24 protein-coding genes and 1 tRNA gene are annotated in these 23,337 nt (G+C 69.1%); 10 read left to right on the top strand and 15 right to left on the bottom strand.

The window, feature by feature from the left end:
* Positions 1 to 1,281 carry a SidA/IucD/PvdA family monooxygenase gene (locus ACL00U_RS00855; RefSeq protein ID WP_042536945.1) on the bottom strand — a complete coding sequence of 427 codons (1,281 nt, stop codon included), beginning with the start codon at positions 1,279 to 1,281 and terminating at the stop codon, positions 1 to 3.
* Positions 1,282 to 1,688: 407 nt separating this feature from the next.
* Here ACL00U_RS00855 and ACL00U_RS00850 point away from each other — a divergent pair, with 407 nt between their 5' ends.
* Positions 1,689 to 1,874, top strand: a complete 186-nt coding sequence (locus tag ACL00U_RS00850; protein ID WP_042536943.1) for a hypothetical protein — start codon at positions 1,689 to 1,691, stop codon at positions 1,872 to 1,874.
* 370 nt (positions 1,875 to 2,244) lie between these two features.
* Here ACL00U_RS00850 and ACL00U_RS00845 read toward each other — a convergent pair whose 3' ends face one another.
* Positions 2,245 to 2,958, bottom strand: a complete 714-nt coding sequence (locus ACL00U_RS00845) for a hypothetical protein (RefSeq protein ID WP_156155258.1) — start codon at positions 2,956 to 2,958, stop codon at positions 2,245 to 2,247.
* A 763-nt stretch (positions 2,959 to 3,721) separates the two neighbouring features.
* A tRNA-Ser gene (locus ACL00U_RS00840) sits at positions 3,722 to 3,811 on the bottom strand.
* 143 nt (positions 3,812 to 3,954) lie between these two features.
* On the opposite strand from ACL00U_RS00840, the gene ACL00U_RS00835 reads away from it, so the two are divergent.
* Both ACL00U_RS00835 and radA read left to right on the top strand, forming a co-directional pair.
* Positions 3,955 to 4,962 (top strand): SGNH/GDSL hydrolase family protein, encoded by a 1,008-nt coding sequence (locus ACL00U_RS00835; RefSeq protein ID WP_412873710.1) that lies wholly within the window; start codon positions 3,955 to 3,957, stop codon positions 4,960 to 4,962.
* A 10-nt stretch (positions 4,963 to 4,972) separates the two neighbouring features.
* Positions 4,973 to 6,334, top strand: coding sequence for a DNA repair protein RadA (radA, locus tag ACL00U_RS00830; protein WP_017887660.1), 1,362 nt, complete (start codon positions 4,973 to 4,975; stop codon positions 6,332 to 6,334).
* A 4-nt stretch (positions 6,335 to 6,338) separates the two neighbouring features.
* On the opposite strand, the gene ACL00U_RS00825 is transcribed toward radA, so the two are convergent.
* Positions 6,339 to 6,722: an SseB family protein gene (locus tag ACL00U_RS00825; RefSeq protein ID WP_017887661.1), complete on the bottom strand. Its 384-nt coding sequence runs from the start codon at positions 6,720 to 6,722 to the stop codon at positions 6,339 to 6,341.
* A gap of 280 nt (positions 6,723 to 7,002) precedes the next feature.
* Here ACL00U_RS00825 and ACL00U_RS00820 point away from each other — a divergent pair, with 280 nt between their 5' ends.
* A complete protein-coding gene (locus ACL00U_RS00820; protein WP_017887662.1) occupies positions 7,003 to 7,212 on the top strand; it encodes a transcription antiterminator/RNA stability regulator CspE in 210 nt (69 codons plus the stop codon).
* A gap of 147 nt (positions 7,213 to 7,359) precedes the next feature.
* On the opposite strand, the gene ACL00U_RS00815 is transcribed toward ACL00U_RS00820, so the two are convergent.
* Together ACL00U_RS00815 and ACL00U_RS00810 are read right to left on the bottom strand one after the other, a co-directional pair.
* Positions 7,360 to 8,061 carry a hypothetical protein gene (locus tag ACL00U_RS00815; RefSeq protein ID WP_262118254.1) on the bottom strand — a complete coding sequence of 234 codons (702 nt, stop codon included), beginning with the start codon at positions 8,059 to 8,061 and terminating at the stop codon, positions 7,360 to 7,362.
* Positions 8,062 to 8,125: 64 nt separating this feature from the next.
* Positions 8,126 to 8,668, bottom strand: coding sequence for an amino-acid N-acetyltransferase (locus tag ACL00U_RS00810; protein WP_042536938.1), 543 nt, complete (start codon positions 8,666 to 8,668; stop codon positions 8,126 to 8,128).
* A gap of 77 nt (positions 8,669 to 8,745) precedes the next feature.
* Between ACL00U_RS00810 and ACL00U_RS00805 the strand changes: the two genes are divergently transcribed.
* From ACL00U_RS00805 to ACL00U_RS00785, 5 genes are all read left to right on the top strand, one after another.
* Entirely contained in the window at positions 8,746 to 9,198 is a 453-nt protein-coding gene (locus ACL00U_RS00805) for an SRPBCC family protein (protein ID WP_071249837.1), read from the top strand.
* 191 nt (positions 9,199 to 9,389) lie between these two features.
* Entirely contained in the window at positions 9,390 to 9,833 is a 444-nt protein-coding gene (locus ACL00U_RS00800; protein ID WP_017887666.1) for a hypothetical protein, read from the top strand.
* Complete coding sequence (locus ACL00U_RS00795) at positions 9,830 to 10,285, top strand: hypothetical protein (protein WP_259576418.1); 456 nt, start codon at positions 9,830 to 9,832, stop codon at positions 10,283 to 10,285. The genes ACL00U_RS00800 and ACL00U_RS00795 overlap by 4 nt, the downstream gene beginning before the upstream one ends.
* A gap of 4 nt (positions 10,286 to 10,289) precedes the next feature.
* Positions 10,290 to 11,240, top strand: coding sequence for a hypothetical protein (locus tag ACL00U_RS00790; RefSeq protein ID WP_071249840.1), 951 nt, complete (start codon positions 10,290 to 10,292; stop codon positions 11,238 to 11,240).
* Positions 11,237 to 12,259: a hypothetical protein gene (locus tag ACL00U_RS00785; protein ID WP_262118253.1), complete on the top strand. Its 1,023-nt coding sequence runs from the start codon at positions 11,237 to 11,239 to the stop codon at positions 12,257 to 12,259. The genes ACL00U_RS00790 and ACL00U_RS00785 overlap by 4 nt, the downstream gene beginning before the upstream one ends.
* 300 nt (positions 12,260 to 12,559) lie before the next feature.
* Here ACL00U_RS00785 and ACL00U_RS00780 read toward each other — a convergent pair whose 3' ends face one another.
* Positions 12,560 to 15,079: an ATP-dependent Clp protease ATP-binding subunit gene (locus ACL00U_RS00780; RefSeq protein ID WP_027467068.1), complete on the bottom strand. Its 2,520-nt coding sequence runs from the start codon at positions 15,077 to 15,079 to the stop codon at positions 12,560 to 12,562.
* Positions 15,080 to 15,359: 280 nt separating this feature from the next.
* Positions 15,360 to 15,836 carry a Clp protease N-terminal domain-containing protein gene (locus tag ACL00U_RS00775; protein ID WP_194589853.1) on the bottom strand — a complete coding sequence of 159 codons (477 nt, stop codon included), beginning with the start codon at positions 15,834 to 15,836 and terminating at the stop codon, positions 15,360 to 15,362.
* 70 nt (positions 15,837 to 15,906) lie between these two features.
* On the opposite strand from ACL00U_RS00775, the gene ACL00U_RS00770 reads away from it, so the two are divergent.
* Entirely contained in the window at positions 15,907 to 16,839 is a 933-nt protein-coding gene (locus ACL00U_RS00770) for an NAD(+)/NADH kinase (RefSeq protein WP_017887672.1), read from the top strand.
* A gap of 150 nt (positions 16,840 to 16,989) precedes the next feature.
* On the opposite strand, the gene ACL00U_RS00765 is transcribed toward ACL00U_RS00770, so the two are convergent.
* The 7 genes from ACL00U_RS00765 to ACL00U_RS00735 form a co-directional block, all read right to left on the bottom strand.
* Positions 16,990 to 18,048 carry a sigma-70 family RNA polymerase sigma factor gene (locus ACL00U_RS00765; RefSeq protein ID WP_017887673.1) on the bottom strand — a complete coding sequence of 353 codons (1,059 nt, stop codon included), beginning with the start codon at positions 18,046 to 18,048 and terminating at the stop codon, positions 16,990 to 16,992.
* Positions 18,049 to 18,401: 353 nt separating this feature from the next.
* Positions 18,402 to 18,536 carry a hypothetical protein gene (locus ACL00U_RS00760; protein WP_258320880.1) on the bottom strand — a complete coding sequence of 45 codons (135 nt, stop codon included), beginning with the start codon at positions 18,534 to 18,536 and terminating at the stop codon, positions 18,402 to 18,404.
* 63 nt (positions 18,537 to 18,599) lie between these two features.
* On the bottom strand, positions 18,600 to 18,788 hold the full coding sequence (locus ACL00U_RS00755; RefSeq protein WP_214562669.1) for a hypothetical protein: 189 nt from the start codon (positions 18,786 to 18,788) through the stop codon (positions 18,600 to 18,602).
* 58 nt (positions 18,789 to 18,846) lie between these two features.
* Positions 18,847 to 19,050 carry a hypothetical protein gene (locus tag ACL00U_RS00750; RefSeq protein WP_042536929.1) on the bottom strand — a complete coding sequence of 68 codons (204 nt, stop codon included), beginning with the start codon at positions 19,048 to 19,050 and terminating at the stop codon, positions 18,847 to 18,849.
* Positions 19,051 to 19,079: 29 nt separating this feature from the next.
* Positions 19,080 to 20,606: a lysine--tRNA ligase gene (lysS, locus tag ACL00U_RS00745; RefSeq protein WP_071249845.1), complete on the bottom strand. Its 1,527-nt coding sequence runs from the start codon at positions 20,604 to 20,606 to the stop codon at positions 19,080 to 19,082.
* A 265-nt stretch (positions 20,607 to 20,871) separates the two neighbouring features.
* Positions 20,872 to 21,564 carry a Rossmann-like and DUF2520 domain-containing protein gene (locus ACL00U_RS00740; protein WP_031260037.1) on the bottom strand — a complete coding sequence of 231 codons (693 nt, stop codon included), beginning with the start codon at positions 21,562 to 21,564 and terminating at the stop codon, positions 20,872 to 20,874.
* A complete protein-coding gene (locus ACL00U_RS00735) occupies positions 21,561 to 23,336 on the bottom strand; it encodes a PH domain-containing protein (protein WP_214585185.1) in 1,776 nt (591 codons plus the stop codon). Before ACL00U_RS00735 ends, ACL00U_RS00740 begins: the two co-directional genes overlap by 4 nt.
* Position 23,337 lies beyond the last annotated feature (1 nt).

Genomic DNA, 23,337 nt, shown 5'->3' with positions numbered 1-23,337 from the left:
TCAGGCCACCGGCTCAGGCAGTCCGAGGGACGCGGACGCCTCTGTGGCGCTCTCGATGATCTCGGCCGCACGGTGAGGCATGAGGCTCAAGAGAACCTCGCTGAAGCCGTGAGTTGCTTCGGCGTAGCCCTGGAGGAAGACCTTCGGGCCGTTGAGATCGGTGGTCTGCACGCTGTAGTCCCGGTTCAGCTGGTACCGACCGGCGTCGTCGGTTTCAAACAGGTCGGCAGCACCCTGCAGCAGTGGGAGGGGCGTCGGGTACCGATAGCCCGTCGCGAGGATGACCGCGTCGTAACGCTCCGAACGCTCCGCCCCGTCTTCGACCGAACGGTAGCGGACCTCAGCATGTTCAGGCGTGGAAGCCCCACCGACGTACTGGACGAGGCGGTCGAAGCGGTAACGGTCGCTCCCGACGACCCGTGCTTCGTACCGGGTTCGGTAGATCCGCGGAATGAGGTCGTAACTGGCACCCGAGTGGGCGGCTGACGCGTAGTCCCGCAGCACCAGCGCCCGCGCTTCCGCGGAAGTCGAGTAGAACCAGTCCGGCATCTCGGGGGAGAACAGCTCATTGACGAAATGGGTGTCGTCTTCGGGCCGCATTGCGAATCCGCGGAGGGACACCGTAATCGATGCTTCCGGGTACTGACTGCTGAGGAAGACGAAAAGGTCAGCGGTGGTCTGCCCCGCGCCGACGATGTTGAAGCGGTAGGGCGCGAGTCGGTCCGGGAACTGTTGTTCCAGTCGTCGTTTGCTCTCCGACGCGTGGAACAGCCGGTCGCCGGTGGCCGTGCCCTCGGGCAGATAGGGCGTTCCTCCGTCTGCCACCACCAGGTTCTTCGTCCGGACCGTCTGCTCGAGCCCCGTTGTCTCGTCTCGAGTCGTGACGTCCAAGCGGCCGCCTGCCGCTGCGACGATGCCCACGACCCGGCTTCCCCACCGCACACGGTCGCTGAACTGGTCGGCGACCCACGCGTAATAGTCGTTGAACTCCGTGCGGGACGGGTAGAAGGTGCGCAGGTTGATGAAGTCAGGCAGGCGCCCCTTCGCCCGCAGGTACTCAAGGAACGAGAAGGCACTACGGGGATTGCGCATGGAGACGAGGTCCTTGAGGAAGGACACCTGCATCTCCGCCTCGGGGAACATCAGGTCCGGATGCCAAGCGAACGACGACTTCGCATCGTGAAACTCCACCCGAAGTCCGGGCTGCAGCTCAAGCCCCGCAATCGCCACCGAGATGTTCGACGGCCCGAAACCGACCCCGACCAGATCTACCTCTCGCATGAGGTCCCCTTTCCTCTCGCAGCGTCGAGAGATCGGTCGCACCACTGCGCCTCCCCCGAGACGAGCCGGTTGCCACGACATGAACAGAAGGTGAACGGCTCGCAAACGCAACCGTAGCATCGTGTACAGAACGATCTGTGCCTTAGACGGCTGCTGTCAGGTCTCTCAGCATGGCCGATGCGCCTCTTGCCGGCGCTCTGGCACCTGCCCTCATCCGCGGGCAGAGGCGCAGCAGCCCGATGCCACTGGGCGACGGAGCCGTCGTCCAGGAAGCCGCTCGGATCGAACGCTATCGCTTGAAGGGGGCGCGCTCGACGAGGTTCGATGATGTGTGCCCGCTCGCCGTCGATGACGAAGACAGCCCAGGACCCTCCCGGCCGCTCATCGGGAGTTCAGGGCGATCACAGGTGACGGCACGCACCGCGCTGCGCGGCGACGCCGCAGTCGTGACGTACCCGCGGCCCACGCCGCCCAAGCCCGACGGGCGGACGCACACGACGGACAGCGCTGCCATCGGCACCGCGCTCGAGCAGTTCCGTTCACGCGCACCCCTCCGTCAGAGCAGCACGACGGCGGTGAACGCCAACCCGTAGACGGAGAGGAAGCCACACCGCTACGCATCGAAGCGCTCGAAGCCGATTGGACGTTAAGGCGTCCGCGTAAGAAGTCCCGCTACGAGGCCCTCCCACCCGATGCCGTCTACCTACAGGCAATACGCAAGGACCTCGCCGCTGCAGTAACCGACACCGGCCCGACTGCCGAGGATCTGTCATGGCGAGATTCTCGCAGAGATCGACTGCCTCAGCGGCTGCCTGCATCCGCAGGCATACTCAGTATCAGGTCACTTCAAGTGATGCGACTCACACCAACGGTAATGGCACTTATCACAACTTCTCGGCGTAGGCCCGGGTAGGAGAATCCGTATATTAAGACCCAGGGACAGCACGCCTTCAACTGCTCCGATCAAATACCATCGGGAGGAGAGTTCCAACCACCCTTTTCAGAGAGCTCGCTAACGCGTGGCTTCCCCTTCTTTGCGCCGCTATACGATAAACGGAAGCTTCTCGATACGCCCTTTTCATCTTGGAACGTCAGAACCCAAGGAACACCTTGCGTAGTTCGAGACTTGTTCCAAGCTCGGAACCCACCCGACAGCCTTGAGACCGTCCACCGCCCCACTTGCCCGCCTTGCTGCCACCAACGCACGAGGTCCGAAATGACAAACAATGGAACGTCGCCTGGACGGTAATATCGACCATCCTCAGTTTCAAGCAATGAGAGTTTTATACCCTCGGCCGGTTCGTCCCCCTCGGGTGCACCCGCTTGGCCCGAAGCGTCTTCCGCTGTAGGTAACTCTGGAGACGCCAGATCGGCCCGTACTGCCTCGTTCATCGTAGTCTTGAGCTCGTCGAAGCCCGCGGCCACCGTCGATGAATAGTCGACCGACCGCTGAGTGAGCAAACTCAGCTTACGCAACAGCGTCGCCTGGTTGCCGCCTTCCAAACGAGCGGTTTCTTCTTGTACTACAAAAATGAGCAACGCAACGCCCGCCGCCGCGACCGTTGCTGCACCAAACACCAATCCCAAACCATTCCACAGCCAGTTGGTGTTCGCGCGCTGAAACAGAAGGTACCAGGCGGCAATAGCCAGAACCACCGCCGCCAAGATGAGCAGCACGAATGCCGTACCACGGAGCCACTGCCTCCCTTCGACCGGCCGGGAATCTTGCTCCCGCGGAACGAGTGCCGTACGCCCACCCCTCCCGGAGAGCTTTGTGACAACGCCCTGCTCAAGCAAAGAATTACGAGCCGCCCAGTACTCGGAGTCAGACAGGCCGAGGGCCTCTCGGAGTTCTCGGTTGGTTCGAGGAGTGCCATCTGCGGGAAGTAGTTCAACCAAACGGTCAGAGATGGCCTCCTTGCTTGACGCTCCCGTCTTCCAGAACCCCTTACCGCGCCGCTTTGTTATCAAACCGCTTCCCCTCCCAGAATTAAGACATAAAAATGCGTTCCTCATGCCTATCACGAACCACAATTCCTCGCGGAACGATTTAGCATTGCCGCCGCGACGACTCGCTAGCAGCTAGACAAACGTTTCAGTGCCGAAGAGTTTTCGTCACTCTCGCATCCAGCACACGCGGTCGTCGCCACAGGCGGTAGATCAAGAACGCCCCCACTGTCGACGCCAGCGGCCGACCTTGCCCATGCGAGCATAGATGACGCACACTCATTCATGGACCGGGGCATACCCGGCACGAGGGCGACGAACCAGATAGACGGCTCGGCACGGGAACAGTAGAGCTTTGGGGACGCCCTGAGGTTGCGGTGGCTCACACCTGCCACGAGAAGCTCCGTTACCGCCTGGTTACCGGCAAAGCCGCCGGGGCGAAGCGAAAGAGCCCCAGATGCCCGTCGTGACGGGGATCTGGGGCTCTTCGCGTTGGCGGTACCGGTGGGATTTGAACCCACGGTGGAGTTACCCCCACACATGTTTTCGAGACATGATCCTTCGGCCGCTCGGACACGGTACCGGGAAAGAGTTTACACGATCCAGGAGGCCCGTGATGACACCCCGGGTCGGATCGCCCTCCACAGGCGGTCACCTGCAGGGCTCTCCCCACACCCACAGGTCCCCCTCGTCTCGGGTACGACCGGCGGGCGTACCGTCCACGGCATGAGAACCCGCACGCTCATCGCACTCCTCACCTCCGTCGTCGGCAGCCTCGGCGTCGTCGGTGCCGCAGCCCTCGGTGCCCGCGCTGGTGTGAAGGGCCAACGGGCAGCGGCGCAACGGGTCGTCGACATGCTCCCGATCCACGCCGACTGGTGGCGGGAACGACAGCAGCACGAGGGGCAGCTGCTCTACGTGGCGATCGGTGATTCGGCAGCGCAGGGCGTCGGCGCGACCGCCCCCGGCCGCGGCTACGTGGGGCTCCTGACCCGGCGCATCCGGCACCGCTCGCACATGTCCGTGCGGGTGGTGAACCTCAGCGTCTCCGGTTCGACCACGTGGGGCGCGAAGCGTGACCAGCTGCCGAAGCTCCGGCACTACGCGCCCGACATCTGCACGGTGTCGATCGGGGCGAACGACATCGCCGACTTCGACCCGGACAAGTTCGAGCGGAACATCCGGGCGATCTACGGCGCGGTCCCCTCGCACGCAGTGGTGGCCGAGTTGCCGTGCATGTTCGTGCCGGACCGGGAGCGCAAGGTGGCGGTGGCAAACGAGATCGTGCACCGGGTGGCCGACGAGTTCGGGCTGACGGTGGCGCCGCTGCACACCATCACGAAGCGCGTCGGTGTCCGCCGCACCTTCTTCAACAGCTACGGCGACCTCTTCCACCCGAACGACCGCGGCTACGAGGTCTGGGCGAGCGCGTTCGAGCCGGCGGTCGACGCCAGGGTCGACACCGTGGCGGCGATCCGGCACTACCTGTCCGTGCGCGAGGCCGAGAACCTCGGTCGCGAAGCCGGCGCGGTCGCGAACGCCCGCGCCGAGCAGGACACCGACGGCGCCGAAGCGCTCGACCACGCCTCACGGCAGGCTCCGGGACCGGTCGAGCGCCTGCGCCACCGGATGACGGGGTCCATCGCGGTACCCGACGACGGCGACGAGTCAGGCGGACACGGCGGACCGGACGAGCCGGGCGACCGCGCCGGTGATGTCGGCCGTACGGCCTAGCCTCGACGACATGGCGCGCCCGCAGTCCCTCTACCGTTGCACCGAGTGCGGCTGGACCAGCATCAAGTGGGTCGGCCGGTGCGGTGAGTGCCAGACCTGGGGCACCGTCGAGGACAGCTCTGCGGCGTCGGCGAGCACCCGGGGCACGTCCGCGGTCGCCGTCACCGGTGCCCGGGCCGCACGACCGATCACCGAAGCCCGCGGCACCTCGGTGCAGCGTTGGCAGACCGGCATCGGCGAGTTCGACCGCGTCCTCGGCGGCGGCGTGGTGCCGGGTGCGGCCGTCCTGCTGAGCGGCGAGCCGGGTGTCGGCAAGTCGACCCTGCTGCTCGAGGTCGCCTCGCGAGCCGCGGCCTCGGGCAAGCGCGTCCTCTACGTCAGCGCCGAAGAGTCCGTCGACCAGGTCCGGCTCCGTGCCGAACGCACCGGGGCGATGCACGACGACCTGTACCTGGCGAGCGAAGTGGACCTCGGCGTCATCATCGGCCAGATCGACCAGGTGCAGCCCGACCTGCTCATCGCCGACTCCGTGCAGACCATCTCGTCGAGCTCGATCGACGGCATCGCGGGCGGCACGTCCCAGGTGCGCGAGGTCGCCTCGACCCTGATCCGCATCGCGAAGGACCGCGCCCTGCCCGTCCTCATCGTCGGCCACGTCACGAAGGACGGCACGATCGCCGGCCCGCGGCTGCTCGAGCACCTGGTCGACGTCGTCTGCCACTTCGAGGGCGACCGGCAGACCGCCCTGCGCTTCGTCCGGGCGCTCAAGAACCGCTTCGGCCCCACGGACGAGGTCGGGTGCTTCGACATGGGCGGCGACGGCATCCACGAGGTCCCCGACCCCAGCGGCCTGTTCATGTCGAAGAACACCACCCCGGTGTCCGGCACCTGCGTCACCGTCGCACTCGAAGGGCGTCGAGCACTGCCGGTCGAGGTGCAGGCCCTCATCGTCCCCAGTTCCGCGCCACAGCCACGCCGGGTCGTGAACGGTGTCGATGCCTCGCGTGTGGCGATGCTGCTCGCGGTCCTCGAACGACGCGCCGGCCTGAAGCTGTCCGACGCCGATGTCTACGTGTCCACGGTGGGCGGCATGAAGCTCACCGAGCCCGGCGCCGACCTGGCGATCGCGCTGGCCCTCGCGAGCGCCGCACGAGACCGTCCGTACCCGCACACGCTCGCAGCCGTGGGCGAGATCAGCCTCGCCGGCGAGATCCGTCCGGCCACGGGCACGAAGCAGCGCGTGAACGAGGCCACCCGCCTCGGGTTCACCACGGTGCTCGGCTCGGATTCCGGGCACCTGCGCGAAGCCCTGCGGGTGGCCTTCTCGATGACGCAGTCCCCGCGCGAACGCGAGCTCGACCGCGCGTTCTGAGGCGCTACGCGCGCAAAGCGGCCAGCAGGTCCGCCGGTGCAGCCTGCATGGTGTGCGGGCCGGCGATGTCGAAGAACACGCCCTCGAGCATGTCGAGGTGGGCGGCCAGGAACTCCTCGAGCCGCGGTCCGTCGTAGACCATCACCTGCCGGATCTTCTCGTCCGGCACCATCGCCGTGTAGGCGTCCGCCGACGAGAACAGCAGCAGGATGCGCTTGTCCGACCCCTCACGGCCGAACACCCGCACCTGCATGTCCTTCTTGCCGGTGACGAGCCGGGGGACGATCACGATGTCGTGGCGGAGCGCGAACGCCACCGCGGCGACGTCCTGCTTCGCGAGGGCTTCCTCGAGCTGTTCGCTGCGGAAGCGCTGTTCCTTGTCTGCCATCAGCTCAATTCCACCAGATTTTCGACGTTCCGGGACGCACGGGTAGCCAGTCGGCCCAGAGCACGCTAGCCTGATGGAACCGCTTCGGCGGCGCTCAACGTCCGGGCGAGGTGGTTTGCCCCTCAACCCGGGCCCCAGGGTCACTGGCCGACAGGCCTGACCCCGAACCCGTCCCGCCGGCACCTGCCCGCGTGGCGCATTACCCCCGTCGACGTACGTCGGGGTCTCCGTCGGTGCATCTGCACCTTGGCGGAAGCAAGAAAGCTAAGGAAACGCCATCATGGCATCTACCGGTACCGTCAAGTGGTTCAACAACGAAAAGGGCTTCGGCTTCATCGCCCCGGACGACGGCAGCGCTGACGTCTTCGCGCACTTCTCTGCGATTGCTGGCAACGGCTACAAGTCGCTCGAGGAGAACCAGAAGGTGGAGTTCGACATCACCGAGGGCCGCAAGGGCCCGCAGGCGGAGAACATCACCGTCCTCGGCTGATCACATCAGCTTGAACAGGCCCCGTCGTCTTCGGACGACGGGGCCTGTTGCTGTTCCCGGCGCCCCTGATCGGCACAGCGCAGCCGGAAGGGAACGGATCGGAATCGCGAACCGCGAACCGCGAACCGCGAACCGCGAACCCGCCGCCTACTGCAGGATGAACTGCACCGAGGTCTTCGACTCGAGGTTCCCGACGGCGACCTGCAGGTGGTAGCTCGCTCCCCCGGCGGTGACGGCCGGCCGTGACGAGTCGCACGTCGACGTGGACGAGCGGGTGCGGTCCCACGCGATCGCGGGGGTCGTGAGCGTCTGCCCGGACTTGATCGTGACGTCCTGGTTCGTGCCGCCGGTCTGGCAGTCCTTCGACGACCAGTACTGCTCCTGGCCGGAGCTGATCGTCAGCACCTGCTGCGCCGACCCGAGGTCCAGGTGGCAGGAGTTCGTGCCCGAGTTCTTGATCGACATCGCGATCTTCGGGTCCTCGGTGGGGCCGTACGCCGACTTGTCGAGCACCGGGGTCAGGACGATCTGGTCCTTCGTGCAGGTCGAGCCGTCGGCAGCAGCGGGCTTCGTCGCAGCAGCCGAGGCGGACGGCTTCGGCGCCGCAGACCGCGAGGACCCAGAACCGGAACCGGCAGACCCGGCAGACGACGCACCGGCACCAGACCCGGCGCCGGCGCCGGCAGAGGCCGACGCGCTCGGCGCCGCCGACGTGGCCCCGCTCCCCCGCCCGACGACGATGAGCACCACGACCAGGACGACGACCAGCAGCGCCCCGAGCACGAGCGCCCGGCGACGCCAGTAGACGACCGGCTTCTCGGGTCCGACGGGGTGACGCAACGACGACATGCGCACAGGGTAGACAACGGCGCGGGCCACGCACGGCCACCCCGCCGGGCGGCACGAGAAAGCGTCAGAGGTTCTTCAGCATGCGGGTGTTGCCGAGGGTGTTCGGCTTGACCCGGGCGAGGTCGAGGAACTCCGCAACCCCTTCGTCCGACGAGCGGACCAGTTCGGCGTAGACCTCGGGCGGGACGACGCTCTCGCCGATCTCCAGGTACCCGTGCTTCGTGAAGAAGTCGACCTCGAAGGTCAGGCAGAAGATCCGGGCGACGCCGAGTTCGCGGGCGTCGTGTTCGAGCGCCTCGAGCATCCGGTGCCCGACGCGCTTGTGGATCCACTGCTCGTCGAGGGCCAGGGTGCGGACCTCGGCGATGTCGTCCCAGAAGACGGCGAGCGCGCCGCACCCGATGGGGGTGCCGTCGGGACCCTCGGCGATCCGGAACTGCTGGATCGAGCCGTACAGGGCGACGTTCTCCTTGCCGAGCAGGATGCGCCGGTCGACGTAGGGGGCGATGAGCCGCTGGATGTGCGGGACGTCCGACGCGAGCGCCGGACGCACGAGGATCCCGTGGTCGTCGCGCTCGTGGAACGCGTGCTTCCCGTGCTCTGTCATCCGCCCCACACTACTGGTGTCGCAGGGGGACAGCGCTGCTGAGTGCCGCCCAGGTCGATCGGCCTACCGTCCGGTACATGCCTCAGATCATCGAAACCGTCGACGTCAACGTCCCCGTCCGCCCGGCCTACGACCAGTGGACCCGCTTCGAGGAGTTCCCGCACTTCCTCGACGAGGTCGAGAAGATCGTCCAGGTGGACGACAAGACCACCGACTGGACCGTGAAGGTCGCCGGCCAGGAGCGCGAGTTCCGTGCCGTGATCACCGAGCAGCACCCCGACGAGCGTGTCGCGTGGACCGTGAAGGACGGCGAGACCGACCACGCCGGTGTCGTCACCTTCCACAAGCTCTCGGACGACGAGACGCGCGTCACCGTGCAGATCGACTGGGAGCCGTCCGGCTTCCTCGAGAAGCTCGGCTCCGCCGTGGGCGTCGGCGGCCACGCCGTCAAGAAGGACCTGCAGAACTACAAGGAGCGCGTCGAGAACGCGCCGACCCAGCCGGGCTGGCGCGGCGACGTGCAGGCGTAGTCCGCACCACACGACGAACGGGAGGCGCGGTGCCAGCTGGCACCGCGCCTCCCGTTCGTCGTCCCCCGTTCGGCATCCCCCCATCGAAATGCCGACCTGACGAGCGAGCGCGAGCCTGGCAGAGTGGTGACACCGGCTGACGCGCTGGATCAGTTTTATCATGTCTGAGACAGATGTGAGAGTGGGTACACGTGATCGAGTACAACGACGACGACGCACACCGTCGGGAACTGTCGCGCAAACTGCAGCTCCTGATGGACGTCGTCGAGGCCAACTCGGGTCAGCGACCCCCGTACAAGGAGATCGCCGCCGAGATCGAGGCGCAGGGTGCGTCGATGAGCCGACCGCGCTGGGGCTACATGCTCGGCGGCAACGGTCCGGCCGTCCGTGACCAGCGACTCCTGGCGGCCCTGGCGGCCTACTTCGGCGTCCCGGCGGAGTACCTGACCGACGCCGCCGGCAACACGGACGTGCCCGAGCGGGTGCAGGCGCAGCTCGAGCTCGTGCTCGAACTGCGCAAGCGCGAGGTCGTGGCGTTCGCCACCCGGCGTCTGGGCGAGTTCGCCTCGGCGGACGAGATCCGCGACTTCACCGACCACCTGCGTCGGCTCGACGAGTCGGGCGGCACCCCGTGAGCGGGAACCGCGACCGGTTCGGCGCCCTGCGCCGGCAGACCGAGGCCCGTCGTCGCGTGCAGCGTCTCGGGCTCCCCCGCCGGCTGACCCTGCCGGAACTGACCGCGCGGGCCGAGGCGGCGCTCGGCAAGCCCATCCACGTGCGCACCACCGAGCTGCCGGGCGACCTGTCCGCGCGGCTCATCCAGCGCACCGACCACGCCCTGCTCGAGACGCGCCCCGGGCTGTCCGAGCGCTCCCGGGTCGCCTGCGTGCTGCACGAGCTCGCCCACGTGTTCATGGACGACACCGGCTGCGACCACCAGGCGTACACGGGGCTGCTCACCGGCCGGACGGCGTTCACCCGTTCGCTGGACACCCCGCACGAGCAGGCCGTCGAACTCGTCGCCGACCAGCTCGCGCTGCGGATCGGGCTGCTCGACCCCGAGGGTCACCCCGGGATCTTCCGGTGATGCGATGACACTGCACGTCTGGGGATCGATCCCGGTCTGGCTCATCCTGGCGGTCCTGGTCGTCCGGCTGTTCCTCGTGCGCACCCAGTCGGCCAGCGTCACCTGGCTGATGGTCTGCTGCAGCTGTGTCGCGGTGGGGCTCACGATCAACCAGCCCGACGTCACCACGTTCCTCGCCGGCGTGACGAACGTGCCGAACATCGCCGACCTGATCGGCCGCTGCCTGATGGTGTGCGGCATGTTCGCCCTCGCGCAGTCGGTCGAGGCAGCGGCGCGCTCCGCCAAGCTCCTGCGCGCCAGCCGCATCATCGGCTGCGTGCTCGTGCTCGTCGCCCTCGTCGTGCTGTTCAGTCGCATCGACGCACCGACCCCGACGGCACAGTTCATGGTGGTCTACGGCGACCAGCTGCCGACCGCGCTGTACTCCGCCGTCGAGATGACCTACATCGCCATCGTCATCGCCCGGTCCGCCGTCGCCGTGCTGCGCGGGTTCCGGAGCGGGGACGGACTCGGCCGCCTGTACTGGCTCTTCGTCGTCGGCGCCGCCGGGCTGGTGCTGCTCGCCGGCATCGCGATCGCCCTGGACGCCGTGCACGTCGCCGGTGCCGACGGCGCGGTGGGGGTGCTGTCGAAGCTCTACACCCCGGTGTTCCTCGGCTCGATGGTCCTGCTCGCCATCGGTGCGGCCGGCGGTGTGCTGCCCGACGCCGCTCGTGAGTTCCGCGACTGGCGGGCCGCCCGACGCCGGTTCCGCGCCCTCGAGCCGGAACTCCGTCGGCTCGAGACGGCTTCGGGCAACACCGGGCTCTACTTCACGATCGTGTGGCAGCGTCGCCAGTGGCGGAGCCGGCAGCACCGGCTCTCCGTCGAGATCGAAGACCGCGCGCGCGAGGCCGGGCAGGCAGTGCCGGCCGCTGCGACGCTCACCACGGCACGACTCAGGGAGATCACATGACCGGCGCACGCATCACGGCACTCGGCACCGCAGCGGGGGCGGTCGGCACGCTCGGCCTCAGCGCCTTCGTCGCACGGCGGCTGCTGTTCCCCACGCCCTACACGGCGACCGCCACGGTCCGCCGTGCCACGGACACCGAGGTCGAGCTCACCGCCACCCGCGACACCCGCCTGCCGGGCACCTACGACCTGCAGCGGGACGGTACCCGGGTGCAGGTCGGCGCGATCACCACCGCGAGCGCCGAGGACGGGGCCAGCGGCGACGGCGACACCGTCCGACGCAGTGCGACCGGCCCCGTACCGACCGGCGAGTGGGCCTGGGACGCCATGCGGTACGACGGACCGGACGACGTGCCCGGCACCGAGCCCGAGGCCGCCACAACGCACGTGATCCACGTACACGGACAGTCCCTCGGCCCGCGCCAGGTGCTGCGGGGCGTCGGGGTCTGGCGTTCGCTCGGTGCGTCGTCCCAGGTCATCGACACCACCGACCTGCCGCTCCGCTCCCTCGATGCCGGGGCCGCGGAGCGCATCGTCGCCGCCGTCCGCGCCGCCCGTGCCCGCGGTGCCCGGCGCGTCGTCCTGCAGGGCTGGTCCGCCGGAGCCCTCGCCTGCTCCGTCGCCGCCGGCCGGGTGGACGTCGACGGGATCGTCGCCGTCTCCCCGCTGCTCGACGTCGCCTCGGCACTCCGCGGCGCCGTCCGTGGTGCACGCCTGCCCGCCTTCGTCGGGACCGTCGCCGGCCGCATCGCGACCACGAACGTGCTGTCCCGTCTCGCCGGGGCCTCGATGCCCGTCACGACGACGACCTGGCAGGACTCCGCGACGCCGACGCTGCTGATCCACTCCGAGGCGGACGCCCTGGTCGCCGCCGACGACGTCGCCACGGTGGCTGCACGGTCGGGTGCCACCGCCCTCGCCTTCCGCACGGCTCCGCACACGCTGGAGTGGAACGAGGACCCGGAGCGCTGGGAGCGCGCCGTCCGCGACTTCGCCGCACAGCTGCCGGACGCCGCCTGACGCGGCGGACGCCCGCCCGCACGGCCGACCGGCGGCACCACCCCTGAAACGTGCAACGGCCCCGGTCTGCGAACAGACCGGGGCCAGCTGCGTCTCGACCCGTTGGGGGGAACCGGTCGAGCGCGACGCGCGAGGAGTTGGGGGGAACGTCTCGCGCGTTGCCACAACAGTACCCCCGGACGGGGGCCGATGGGCGCACGACGCGCAGATCGGCGGGTGGAGATCTGGACGCGACCCGAGAACGGACAGGAGGCCCGGTGCCAGCTGGCACCGAGCCTCCTGTTCGTGGAGTGTCAGGTCCTAGGACTCGATCTCACCCTGGGGCGTGTCGGTCGCGGCCTCGACCGCGGCTGCACCGGCGAGGACCTCTTCGCGGCCCGGCTGACGCCCGGTCTCGAAGTGGAACGCACCGTCGACGAAGTCGACCTTCACGTGGTCACCGGCGTTGAGCTCACCCTGCAGGATGTGCTCGGACAGCTGGTCCTCGACCTCGTGCTGCATCGCGCGACGCAGGGGCCGAGCACCGAGGGACGGGTCGAACCCGACCTTGATGAGCTGCTCCTTGGCCGGCAGCGTGAGCTCGACGGTCATGTCGCGGTCGAGCAGACGGTCGGCCAGACGCTTCACGAACAGGTCCACGATCTGCAGCAGCTCGGGCTGCGACAGCTGCGGGAACACGATCGTGTCGTCGACACGGTTCAGGAACTCGGGCTTGAAGTGCTTCTTGAGCTCCTCGTTGACCTTGCCGCGCATGCGGTCGTAGCCGACGGCCGAGTCACCCTCGACCTGGAAGCCCACCGGGCCACCGGCGATGCCCTGCGAACCGAGGTTCGTGGTCATGATGATGACGGTGTTCTTGAAGTCGACCACGCGGCCCTGACCGTCGGTGAGACGGCCTTCCTCGAGCACCTGCAGCAGCGAGTTGAAGATGTCCGGGTGGGCCTTCTCGATCTCGTCGAACAGGACCACGGAGAACGGCTTGCGGCGCACCTTCTCGGTGAGCTGGCCGCCCTCCTCGAACCCGACGAACCCGGGAGGGGCGCCGAACAGGCGGGACACGGTGTGCTTCTCACCGAACTCCGACATGTCGAGGGAGATCAGCGCACCCTCGTCGTCGAACAGGAACTCGGCGAGTGCCTTGGCGAGCTCGGTCTTCCCGACGCCCGTGGGGCCGGCGAAGATGAACGAGCCGGAAGGACGGTTCGGGTCCTTCAGGCCGGCACGGGTGCGGCGGATCGTCTTGGACAGGGCCGAGATGGCCTCTTCCTGACCGATGACGCGCTCGTGCAGTGCCTTCTCCATGAAGACGAGACGCGACGTCTCCTCTTCGGTGAGCTTGAACACCGGGATGCCCGTGGCCTGCGCCAGGACCTCGGCGATGATGCCCTCGTCGACGGTGCCGGACGCGGCCACGTCACCGGCACGCCACTGCTTCTCGAGGCGGAGACGCTCGCCGAGGAGCTTCTTCTCCTCGTCGCGCAGGCTCGCGGCCTTCTCGAAGTCCTGCTCCTCGATGGCGGCTTCCTTCGACCCGCGGACCGTCGAGATCTTCTCGTCGAACTCACGGAGCTCCGGCGGCGCCGACAGGATCGACAGGCGCAGGCGGGCACCGGCCTCGTCGATCAGGTCGATGGCCTTGTCGGGCAGGAAGCGGTCCTGCACGTAGCGGTCCGCCAGGTTCGCCGCGGCGACGATCGCACCGTCGGTGATGGACACCTTGTGGAACGCCTCGTACTTGTCGCGCAGACCCTTGAGGATGTTGATCGCGTGGGGCAGCGACGGCTCGTTGACCTGCACCGGCTGGAAGCGACGCTCGAGTGCGGCGTCCTTCTCGAAGTGCTTGCGGTACTCGTCGAGCGTGGTGGCACCGATGGTCTGGAGCTCTCCGCGGGCGAGGAGCGGCTTGAGGATCGACGCGGCGTCGATCGCGCCCTCGGCTGCACCGGCACCGACGAGCGTGTGGATCTCGTCGATGAAGACGATGATGTCGCCGCGGGTGCGGATCTCCTTCGTGACCTTCTTCAGGCGCTCCTCGAAGTCGCCGCGGTAGCGGGACCCGGCGATGAGCGACCCGAGGTCGAGCGAGTAGAGCTGCTTGTCCTTCAGCGTCTCGGGCACGTCGCCCTTGACGATCGCCTGGGCGAGGCCCTCGACGACGGCGGTCTTGCCGACGCCGGGCTCACCGATCAGGACGGGGTTGTTCTTGGAGCGGCGGGAGAGGATCTGCATGACCCGCTCCATCTCCTTCTCGCGCCCGATGACGGGGTCGAGCTTGCCGTCGCGCGCGGCCTGGGTGAGGTTGCGACCGAACTGGTCGAGGACCTGCGAACCCTGCTGCGCGTTCTGCTGCTGCTCGCCGCCGACGGCGACCGCTTCCTTGCCCTGGTAGCCGGACAGGAGCTGGATGACCTGCTGGCGCACCCGGTTCAGGTCGGCGCCGAGCTTCACGAGGACCTGAGCTGCGACACCCTCGCCCTCGCGGATCAGACCGAGCAGGATGTGCTCCGTGCCGATGTAGTTGTGGCCGAGCTGCAGCGCCTCACGCAGGGACAGCTCGAGCACCTTCTTGGCGCGCGGCGTGAACGGGATGTGCCCGGTCGGCTGCTGCTGGCCCTGCCCGATGATGTCCTGGACCTGCTCGCGCACGGCGTCGAGCGAGATGCCCAGCGACTCCAGCGCCTTGGCAGCGACGCCCTCGCCCTCGTGGATGAGGCCGAGGAGGATGTGCTCGGTGCCGATGTAGTTGTGGTTGAGCATCTTCGCTTCTTCTTGAGCGAGGACGACAACACGACGGGCCCGGTCGGTGAATCTCTCGAACATGTGCTCTCCCTTGGCCCCTGATGAGCGGAGCCGACGCTGTGCCGGTCTCGTGTGAGTCCGGCCAAGTACTTCGAGAGTAACCAGCGCTCCCCCCGCGGGCTGCCCCTGTTCGCCGTGGGCGTGACCGACGTGCGTCTTGTGCGCAGTGAGCGAACGACGAGACGGACAGGGCCCCGCCGCCGGCACCGAACCGACGCGCCAGCGCCGCGTCGGCCGTACAGACGGGAGGCCCGTGGCGATCCCGCCACGGGCCTCCCGTCTGCGCTGTGGCCGCGCTGGGTCAGGCGCACCGCACCGCGCGACGCAGGTCACGTCGGAAGCGACGCGGGTCGACGCCGAGGGCGTCGAGGACGTCGTGCGCCGATCCGGCGAGCGGGTCGTCGACGGCGTCGAGCACGGCGAGCACGACGTGCGGCGGCCGGATGCGTTCCGATCGACCGGCGATCGTCGCGGCTCGGGCGAGCACGCGCATCGCGGCGGGCGTGCAGGCGACCCGGTCGTGCTCGCCGGGGCAGGTGGTGTGCGCCCCGACGAACGCGCGGATGCTCGCCCGGACGGCGTCGGGCGAGACCCGGTGGGCGTCGAGGACCGGCCGGAAGCGGGGCATGCCGGCACACAGGGTGACGGCCGCGAGGAGCAGGTGCTCGGCGTCGACGAACCCGAAGCCGGACTCGTGGGATTCGAGGTCGGCGAGCAGCACGATCTCGCGGCCGTGCCGGACGGAAGGGAGGGCGACGGAGAGCTGAGCGGTCTGCATGTATTCAGAATATCGCATACCTGTTCGATCGACCAGCCCGTATCGGAGGTCCGCTCGGTACGATCCGCTCATGGAGCAGCCCGTCGTCGGCCTCGTCGTCCACCCGACCAAGAACGTGCAGGAGTCCGTCACGACCCTGCAGCGCTGGAACGCGTCCGGCCAGGGCGAACTGCTCGCCCGCCGCGCGGACGCCCAGCGCATCGGTGGCGGGGTCGAGGTGGTCGACGACGACGACTTCACCGACCGCGTCGACCTGGTCGTGGCGCTCGGCGGCGACGGCACCATGCTCGGCGCGATGCGGCTCGTGGCGAGCCGCCCCGTGCCCGTCCTCGGCGTGAACTACGGCAACGTCGGGTTCCTGGTCGAGATCGAACCGCCCGAACTCGAGAGCGCGCTCGACCGGTTGTCCGCCGGCGAGTACCAGCTCGAGCCGCACCACGCGCTCGAGGCCCGGCTGTCCTGGGGCGGCGCCCGCACCGACTACCTGGCGTTCAACGACCTGACCATCGTGCGGCGGCCCGGCTCCGGGCAGGTCTCGGCCGACCTGAGCGTCGGCGGCCTCGGGTACGGGTACTACCGCGCCGACGCCATCGTGGCCGCCACTCCGGCGGGCTCCACCGCGTACAACTACGCCGCCGGCGGCCCGGTGCTCTCCCCCGCACTCTCCGGCTCCGTGGTGACCCCGGTCGCGCCGATGGCGGGGATCGACCGCTCCGTGGTGCTCTCCGCGCGCGAGCGCTACCGCTTCGACATCGCCGAGGGCACCAGGAGCGCAGCGCTCGAGGTCGACGGGCTCGTGGTCGGCGAGGTCGCGACCGGGGCGCAGATCGACATGCGACTCCGCAAGGACGCCGGCAGCGTGGTGCGCCTCGATGCCGAGCGGCACGGGCGCACCGGCCGCGTGAAACTCAGCCTGCTCGACCTGCCGGTGCGGCCCGACCAGCTGGTCGAGCTCATCCCGAGCGACCTGCGGCAGAAGCTCCGGCGCGAGATCGACGACTGACACCGCGGGCGAGTGCCCCGGGCACGTGAATGGCCCGCTCGAGCAGTGCCCGAGCGGGCCGTCCCATCACCCCACCGGATCGTCTTCCCACAGAACGACCCGGTTTCCCCGCGCCGACACGGGTGAGCGTGCCGGCCGAAGTCCACTGACCTAGTCGGTCAGGTACAGCTGCATGTCCTGCGAGACCGCCTTGGCGAACAGGCGCAGCTTGGCGCGCGACTCCACCCGGCTGACGGCCTGGCGGGTCGTGTGCACGATCTTCGAGATCTCGTCGAGCGTCATCGGCTTGTCGTCGTCCAGGCCGTAGCGCATGCGGATGACGTTGGCCTCGTCGCTCGGCAGCTCGGAGACGATGGAGCGGATGTCGCGGTGCAGCAGCGTCGTCTCGGTGAGCTCGTTCGGGCTGGCGGCGTCCTCGTCCTCGATGAAGTCACCGAGTTCGCTGTCGTCCGAGTCGCCGACGACCGTGTGGATCGAGACCGGCTCGTGCGAGCGGCCCTTGAGGTCGACGAGCTCCTCGACGCTCATGCTCAGCTCGGCCGCGACCTCTTCCGGCATCGGCGCGCGGCCGAGGTCGACGGTCAGGTCACGCTCGGTGCGCGAGATCTTGTTGATGAGCTCGACGGTGTGCACCGGGATGCGGATCGTGCGCGCCTTGTCGGCGAGACCACGCGAGATCGCCTGGCGGATCCACCAGGTGGCGTAGGTCGAGAACTTGTAGCCCTGCGTGAAGTCGAACTTCTCGACCGCACGGACCAGGCCGAGGTTGCCTTCCTGGATGACGTCCATGAAGGGCAGGCCGCGCTGCGAGTACCGCTTGGCGATGCTCACGACGAGGCGGAGGTTCGAGGTGATCATGCGCTCCTTGGCGCGCTCACCGTCGCGGACGAGCCAGCGGAGTTCACGCTGCAGGGTCTTCGCCAGACCCTTCTCGGTGGCGAGCTTCTCTTCGGCGAAGAGCCCGACCTCGATGCGGCGGGCGATCTGCGCTTCTTCCTCGGCGGTGAGGAGCGAGAGACGGCCGATGTGACGGAGGTAGTCGCCGACCTGGTCGACCGAGGCACCGCGGACACCGGCGAGCTGCTCGTCGGCCTCGACCTCGGTGTCGAGGGAGGTGGTGGCGGACTCGGCGGTCGCGGTCTTCGATGCCGATGCCTTCTTGGTGGCGGTGCGGCGGGTGGTGCTGGGTGCAGCCGTTGCGATCGTCATGGTGTTTCTCCCTGCGTTCGACGGTGATGGCTTCGTGGGGTGGTACCGGGGGGTGCTGATGAGTAAAGCGGCCCGGAGGTGTACCCCACAAATCGTTCGGAGCGATTCTCAGGGATCTCCGTGCTTCACCCTCGGCAGCATCCCCAGCGGGGTACAGCACACCGCCAGTCTGGTCCCCCATCAGGCCCCGGATCAAGCCGGAACTGCCGTGTTTCCGGCGTTGCAGACGTGTTTCACCAGCGTTTCCAACCGTGTACCCCGAGCGACTGCGTACTCCGGACATGCAAAAGGGGTACGTGCGACCCGATCAGTGCGATCTGGTCGTCGTACCCCGAACAAGGGATGGGTGGGGGTCACCAGGAGGGTTCGAGCCACCCGTCCCGGCGCTTGGACACCTCGAGGTCGGCGTCTCGGTCGAACTCGTCGTACTCGCTCTCGATGTCCCCGACGAGGCTGCGGCCCGTGAAGGGATGTGCGGTGGTTGCCATGCGGACGATGCTCACCCCGGCACGCGTCGGCGAGGTGAACGGTGTGTGACGGTCCGTCGGCGCTCAGACGTCGAGGTCGTCGACGTCGCCCTCGTCGTCGAGGGCTCCGCCGTCGGCGACGCCGGTGGCTCCGCCACGGCCGTCCGCGCCGTTGGGCGAGCCGGACGTGCCCGACACCCGGTGCCCGAAGGCGTCCTCCACGTCGAGGTCGAGGTCGTCGAGGTCGTCGACGGGATCGGGGGAGGTCGGCATGCGCGACACGATCACACCGCGCGGTGAACACGGGGTGAAGTGGATCGTGCGCGGGCGGCTACTCGCCGGGGGTCGGAGCCGGCGCGGGACGACCGTGCTCGCGCTCGAATCGGGCGCGCTCTTCGGCCTCGACCTTGGCGTACGCAGCGCGCTCGGTCCGGTCGGCACGCATGATCGCGCGCATCACGAACCAGAAGATCAGGCCGACGACGATGGTCGGCGTCAGGGCGAAGACGATCCCGCTTACGACTCCTTCAGGCACCCGAGCATCGTACCCCGGTGGACTCGGAGTTATTTGACGAGCGGGAACAGGATCGTCTCGCGGATGCCGAGGCCCGTGATGGCCATCAGCAGGCGGTCGATCCCCATGCCCATGCCGCCCGACGGGGGCATCGCGTGCTCGAGCGCCCGCAGGAAGTCCTCGTCCACACGCATCGCCTCGAGGTCGCCGCCGGCCGCGAGCTTCGCCTGCTCGACGAAGCGCTCCCGCTGCACGACCGGGTCGACGAGCTCGGAGTACGCCGTGCCGAGCTCGAAGCCACGGACGTACAGGTCCCACTTCTCGACGACGCCCGGACGGGTGCGGTGCTGCCGGGTGAGCGGCGAGGTGTCGACCGGGAAGTTCATCACGAAGGTCGGACGGTCGAGCGAGTCGATGACGAAGTGCTCCCAGAGCTCCTCGACGTACTTGCCGTGCGTGGCGTGGGCGACCTCGACGCCCTCGGCCTCGGCGAGCGCCTGCAGCTCGGACAGCGGGGTCTCCGGGCTGATCTCGCGCCCGGCGGCCTCGGACAGCGAGCCGTACATGTCGATGCGGGGCCACTCGCCACCCAGGTCGTAGGTGCTGCCGTCGGGCAGGGTGACCTCGAGCGCACCACCGGTGACGGCGCGGGTCGCGTTCTGCACGAGCTCCTGGGTCAGGTCGGCCATCTGCTCGTAGTTGCCGTACGCCTGGTACGCCTCGACCATCGCGAACTCGGGCGAGTGCGACGAGTCGGCACCCTCGTTCCGGAAGTTGCGGTTGATCTCGAACACCCGGTCGATGCCACCGACGACGGCCCGCTTCAGGAACAGCTCGGGGGCGATGCGCAGGAACAGCTCGGTGTCGAAGGCGTTCGAGTGCGTCACGAACGGTCGGGCCGAGGCGCCGCCGTGCTGGGTCTGCAGCATCGGGGTCTCGACCTCGAGGTACTCGTGGGCGGTGAAGGTCTGGCGGAGCGACGCCATCACGGCAGCTCGGGCACGCACGGTGGCGCGGGCTTCGTCGCGGACGATGAGGTCGAGGTAGCGCTGGCGGACCCGCGTCTCCTCGTTGAGCTCGTTGTGCAGGTTCGGCAGCGGCAGGATTGCCTTCGCCGCGATCGCCCAGTCGTCGACCATGATCGACAGCTCGCCGCGGCGCGAGGAGATCACGCGGCCGTGCACGAACACGTGGTCACCGAGGTCGACGAACTCCTTCCAGCGGGCGAGGGAGTCGTCCCCCACCTCGGCCAGGGAGACCATCGCCTGGATGCGTGCGCCGTCGCCGGACTGCAGCGACGCGAAGCAGAGCTTGCCGGTGTTGCGCGAGAACACGACACGGCCCGCGATGCCGACGACGTCCTGGGTCTCCTCGCCGGTCTCCAGGTGCGCGTACTGCTCGCGCACGGCCGGGATCGTCGTGGTGAGGGGGAGCTCGGCGGGGTACGCCTCGATGCCCGACTCCAGCAGCTTCGCCCGCTTGTCGAGCCGGACCTGTCGCTGCTCGCTGGTCTCCTGCTCGGCCAGTGCGGCGGCGTCGGTGATCGCGGTGTCGGGGGTGACGGTCTCGTCGGTCATGCGGGTGCGGCTCCGATGGTCGTGGGGGTCGGGGGAAATGCTACCCGCGCCACGCTCCCGCCCCGGAACCGTGCCCGCCGGACCAGGAGCCGAGGCCGCGGTCACAACACCCCGCATGCATCACGCCCGCCGGTCACGATCTGTCGGCCGGAGCGCTCGCAGCCGACAGGTCGTGACCACTCGGGGGAACTGAGCGGGGAGTCATGACCGACCGCCGACCGACCGCGACCCCGCCCCGCCCCGCCCCGCCCCGGCCCCGGTAGCGCTAGAGCGTCGACTGCCCGTCGGCCGCGGTCAGCGCGTTGTCGACGGCGGAGCGGACGAGCGCCCCGAGGACGCGACCCGGGTGTTCGACACCGATGCCGGACAGGGTGCCTGCGGACTGGTCGACGATCGCCGTCGAGAAGCTCACGGCCGCCCGCACCGCATCGGCGTACGCGGGCCGGTCGCCCTCCGCCACGACGAACGGCTCGGCGCCCATCTCGACCACCAGGGCCTGCGCGATCGGCAGCACGGGTGCCGGAGCGGTCACCGCGCAGTACGCGTCACGGAGCCGTGACAGGTCGACGCTGGTGCCCGTGAACGCCATCGCGGGGTGGATCGCGAGCGGGATCGCGCCGGCCGCCATCGCCGGGGCGAGGATGCCGACGCCGTGGTCCGGGCTGGTGTGCACGACGAGCTGCCCGGGCTGCCAGATGCCGGCGTCGGCCAACCCCTGCACGAGCGAGGCGAGCTGGTCGTCCGGCACCGCGAGCAGGACGAGTTCGCTGCGCTCGACCAGGTCGGGCGTCGCGAGCACCGGGGCGCCGGGCAGCATCGCCTCGGCACGGTCGCGGCCCTCTTCCGACACGGCGGTCACGCCGACGACGGCGTGCTCCGCGTTCGCCAGGGCTGCTCCGAGGACGGGTCCGACCCGTCCGGCGCCGACGATGCCGACCCCGAGACGCCCGGCCCTCATCGTGCGGCTCCGGTGGGCGGGACGTCGCCCCACCCCGGGCCGGGAGGCGCGGCGTCCTGCCGGTGGGCCGCGGCGGGCCCGGCAGGGGCTCCGGACCCGGGCCACGGTGCGTCCGCAGCGTGTGTGGCGGACGCGGGGCGGGCCTCCCGTTCGCGCCAGCGGTGGGTCGTGTCGACGGCGGCGGCATCGACGGCGCGCTGGGTGGTCTCGGACCAGAAGCGCTGCGCGTCACGCGCGTCGAGCGCGCCGATGCGTGCCGAGACCGGACCGGCGACGGTGTGGACGTGGACGGTCGCGACCCGCAGGGCACGCTCGAGCGGTCCCTGCTCGACCTTGACGCTCTGCACGCGGGGCAGCGGCACGATGACGAGCGACCGCCAGACGGCGCCGAGCCGCAGCAGCACCGCGCCCTGCACGAACCGGTAGCCGTTGCGCCGGAACGCGAACGGGCGGAGCCACGCGCCTCGCCGTGGGGAGTGCACGAAGCCGCCGCGGTCACCCGAGGTGGTGAGGCTGTCGTCGACGACGTCCACGGCTTCGGCCGCGCCCTCGCGCAGGGCTTCCGGCGAGGCCTCGGGGCCGGCGACGACGGTGCCGACGAGCCCCGGCAGGATGATGTCGAGGACCTCGCGGACGTCCGCCGTCGTGCCCACGGGCAGCACGATCGAGGACACCTGCTGGTTGCTGGACGCCCCGTTGCCGGCGCTCGTCGCACGGTTGATGCGGATGTCCCACCAGCCGAACGGGCGCCACAGCAGCGGCTGCGCGACGCTCACGGCGTGGATGCGCCCGGGCGGCAGCGTCTCGTTCGACGTCGAGACCAGCCCGAAGCCGATCCGGATGCCGTCACGCGTCTCGGCGATCGTGTACTGCAACGAGCGGGAGAACTTGCGGACGTAGTACCCGCCGGCACCGAGGACGGCGGGGAACAGCCCGAACAGCACCGCGAACTCGCCGGTGAGGGCGACGCTGACGATCATGCCGGCGATGACGAGCAGCAGGAACAGCGTCGTGCCGGACAGCAGCATCGACACGATCAGCCGCCCCGGGCGCACCTTGACGATGCGGGTGGCGTGCACGGCCGCCGGGTCGAGCTCGGGCGAGAACATCTCGTCGACGCGGTCCTGCAGTGCGCCGTGCGACTGCCGCGACGGACCACCGTGGCCGTCGTCGTCCTTGGCGCCGGACGCCAGCACCAGGATCCGCTGCCGCAGGTCGTCGGCGGCGCGGACCCCGAGGTAGGCGAGCTGCACGTTGGCGTCGTTGCCGGCCTGCGCGATCTCGAGCTTGGCGGTACCGAACACCCGGGGCACGAGCGGCCGCTGGATGTTGATGCCCTGGATCCGGTCGAGCCGGGCCTTGCGGTGGTTCCGGAACAGCACGCCGGAGCGCACCTCGACGATCTCGCCGGTGACGCGGAACTCGTGCATGCGCCAGGACAGGTAGAACAGCCCGATCAGCACCAGGAGCAGCACCACGATGCCGAGCAGGACCCAGCCGACGACGCCGTGCTCGTACACGTACCGGACCGGGTCACCGTCCTCCTGCTGGTCGCCGGGGATGAAGAACTCGACGAGCTGGTCCCGCAGGCTGTTCAGCACGTAGCCGAGGACGACGATGAGGAAGATCCCGCCCTTGAGCAGCGGGGTGAGCGGGTGCAGGCGGTGCCACTCGCCGTCGGTCAGGGGTGCCGCGGCGGCCGCGTTGCCCCCGGTGGGCGGCGCGGGCGGAGCGGGCGGAGCGGGCGGCGGGGTGCCGGGTCGGAAGGTCACG

This window comes from Curtobacterium poinsettiae, from assembly GCF_047226435.1.
Classification (GTDB): domain Bacteria; phylum Actinomycetota; class Actinomycetes; order Actinomycetales; family Microbacteriaceae; genus Curtobacterium; species Curtobacterium poinsettiae.
This window is presented reverse-complemented; position numbering and strand designations above follow the sequence as displayed.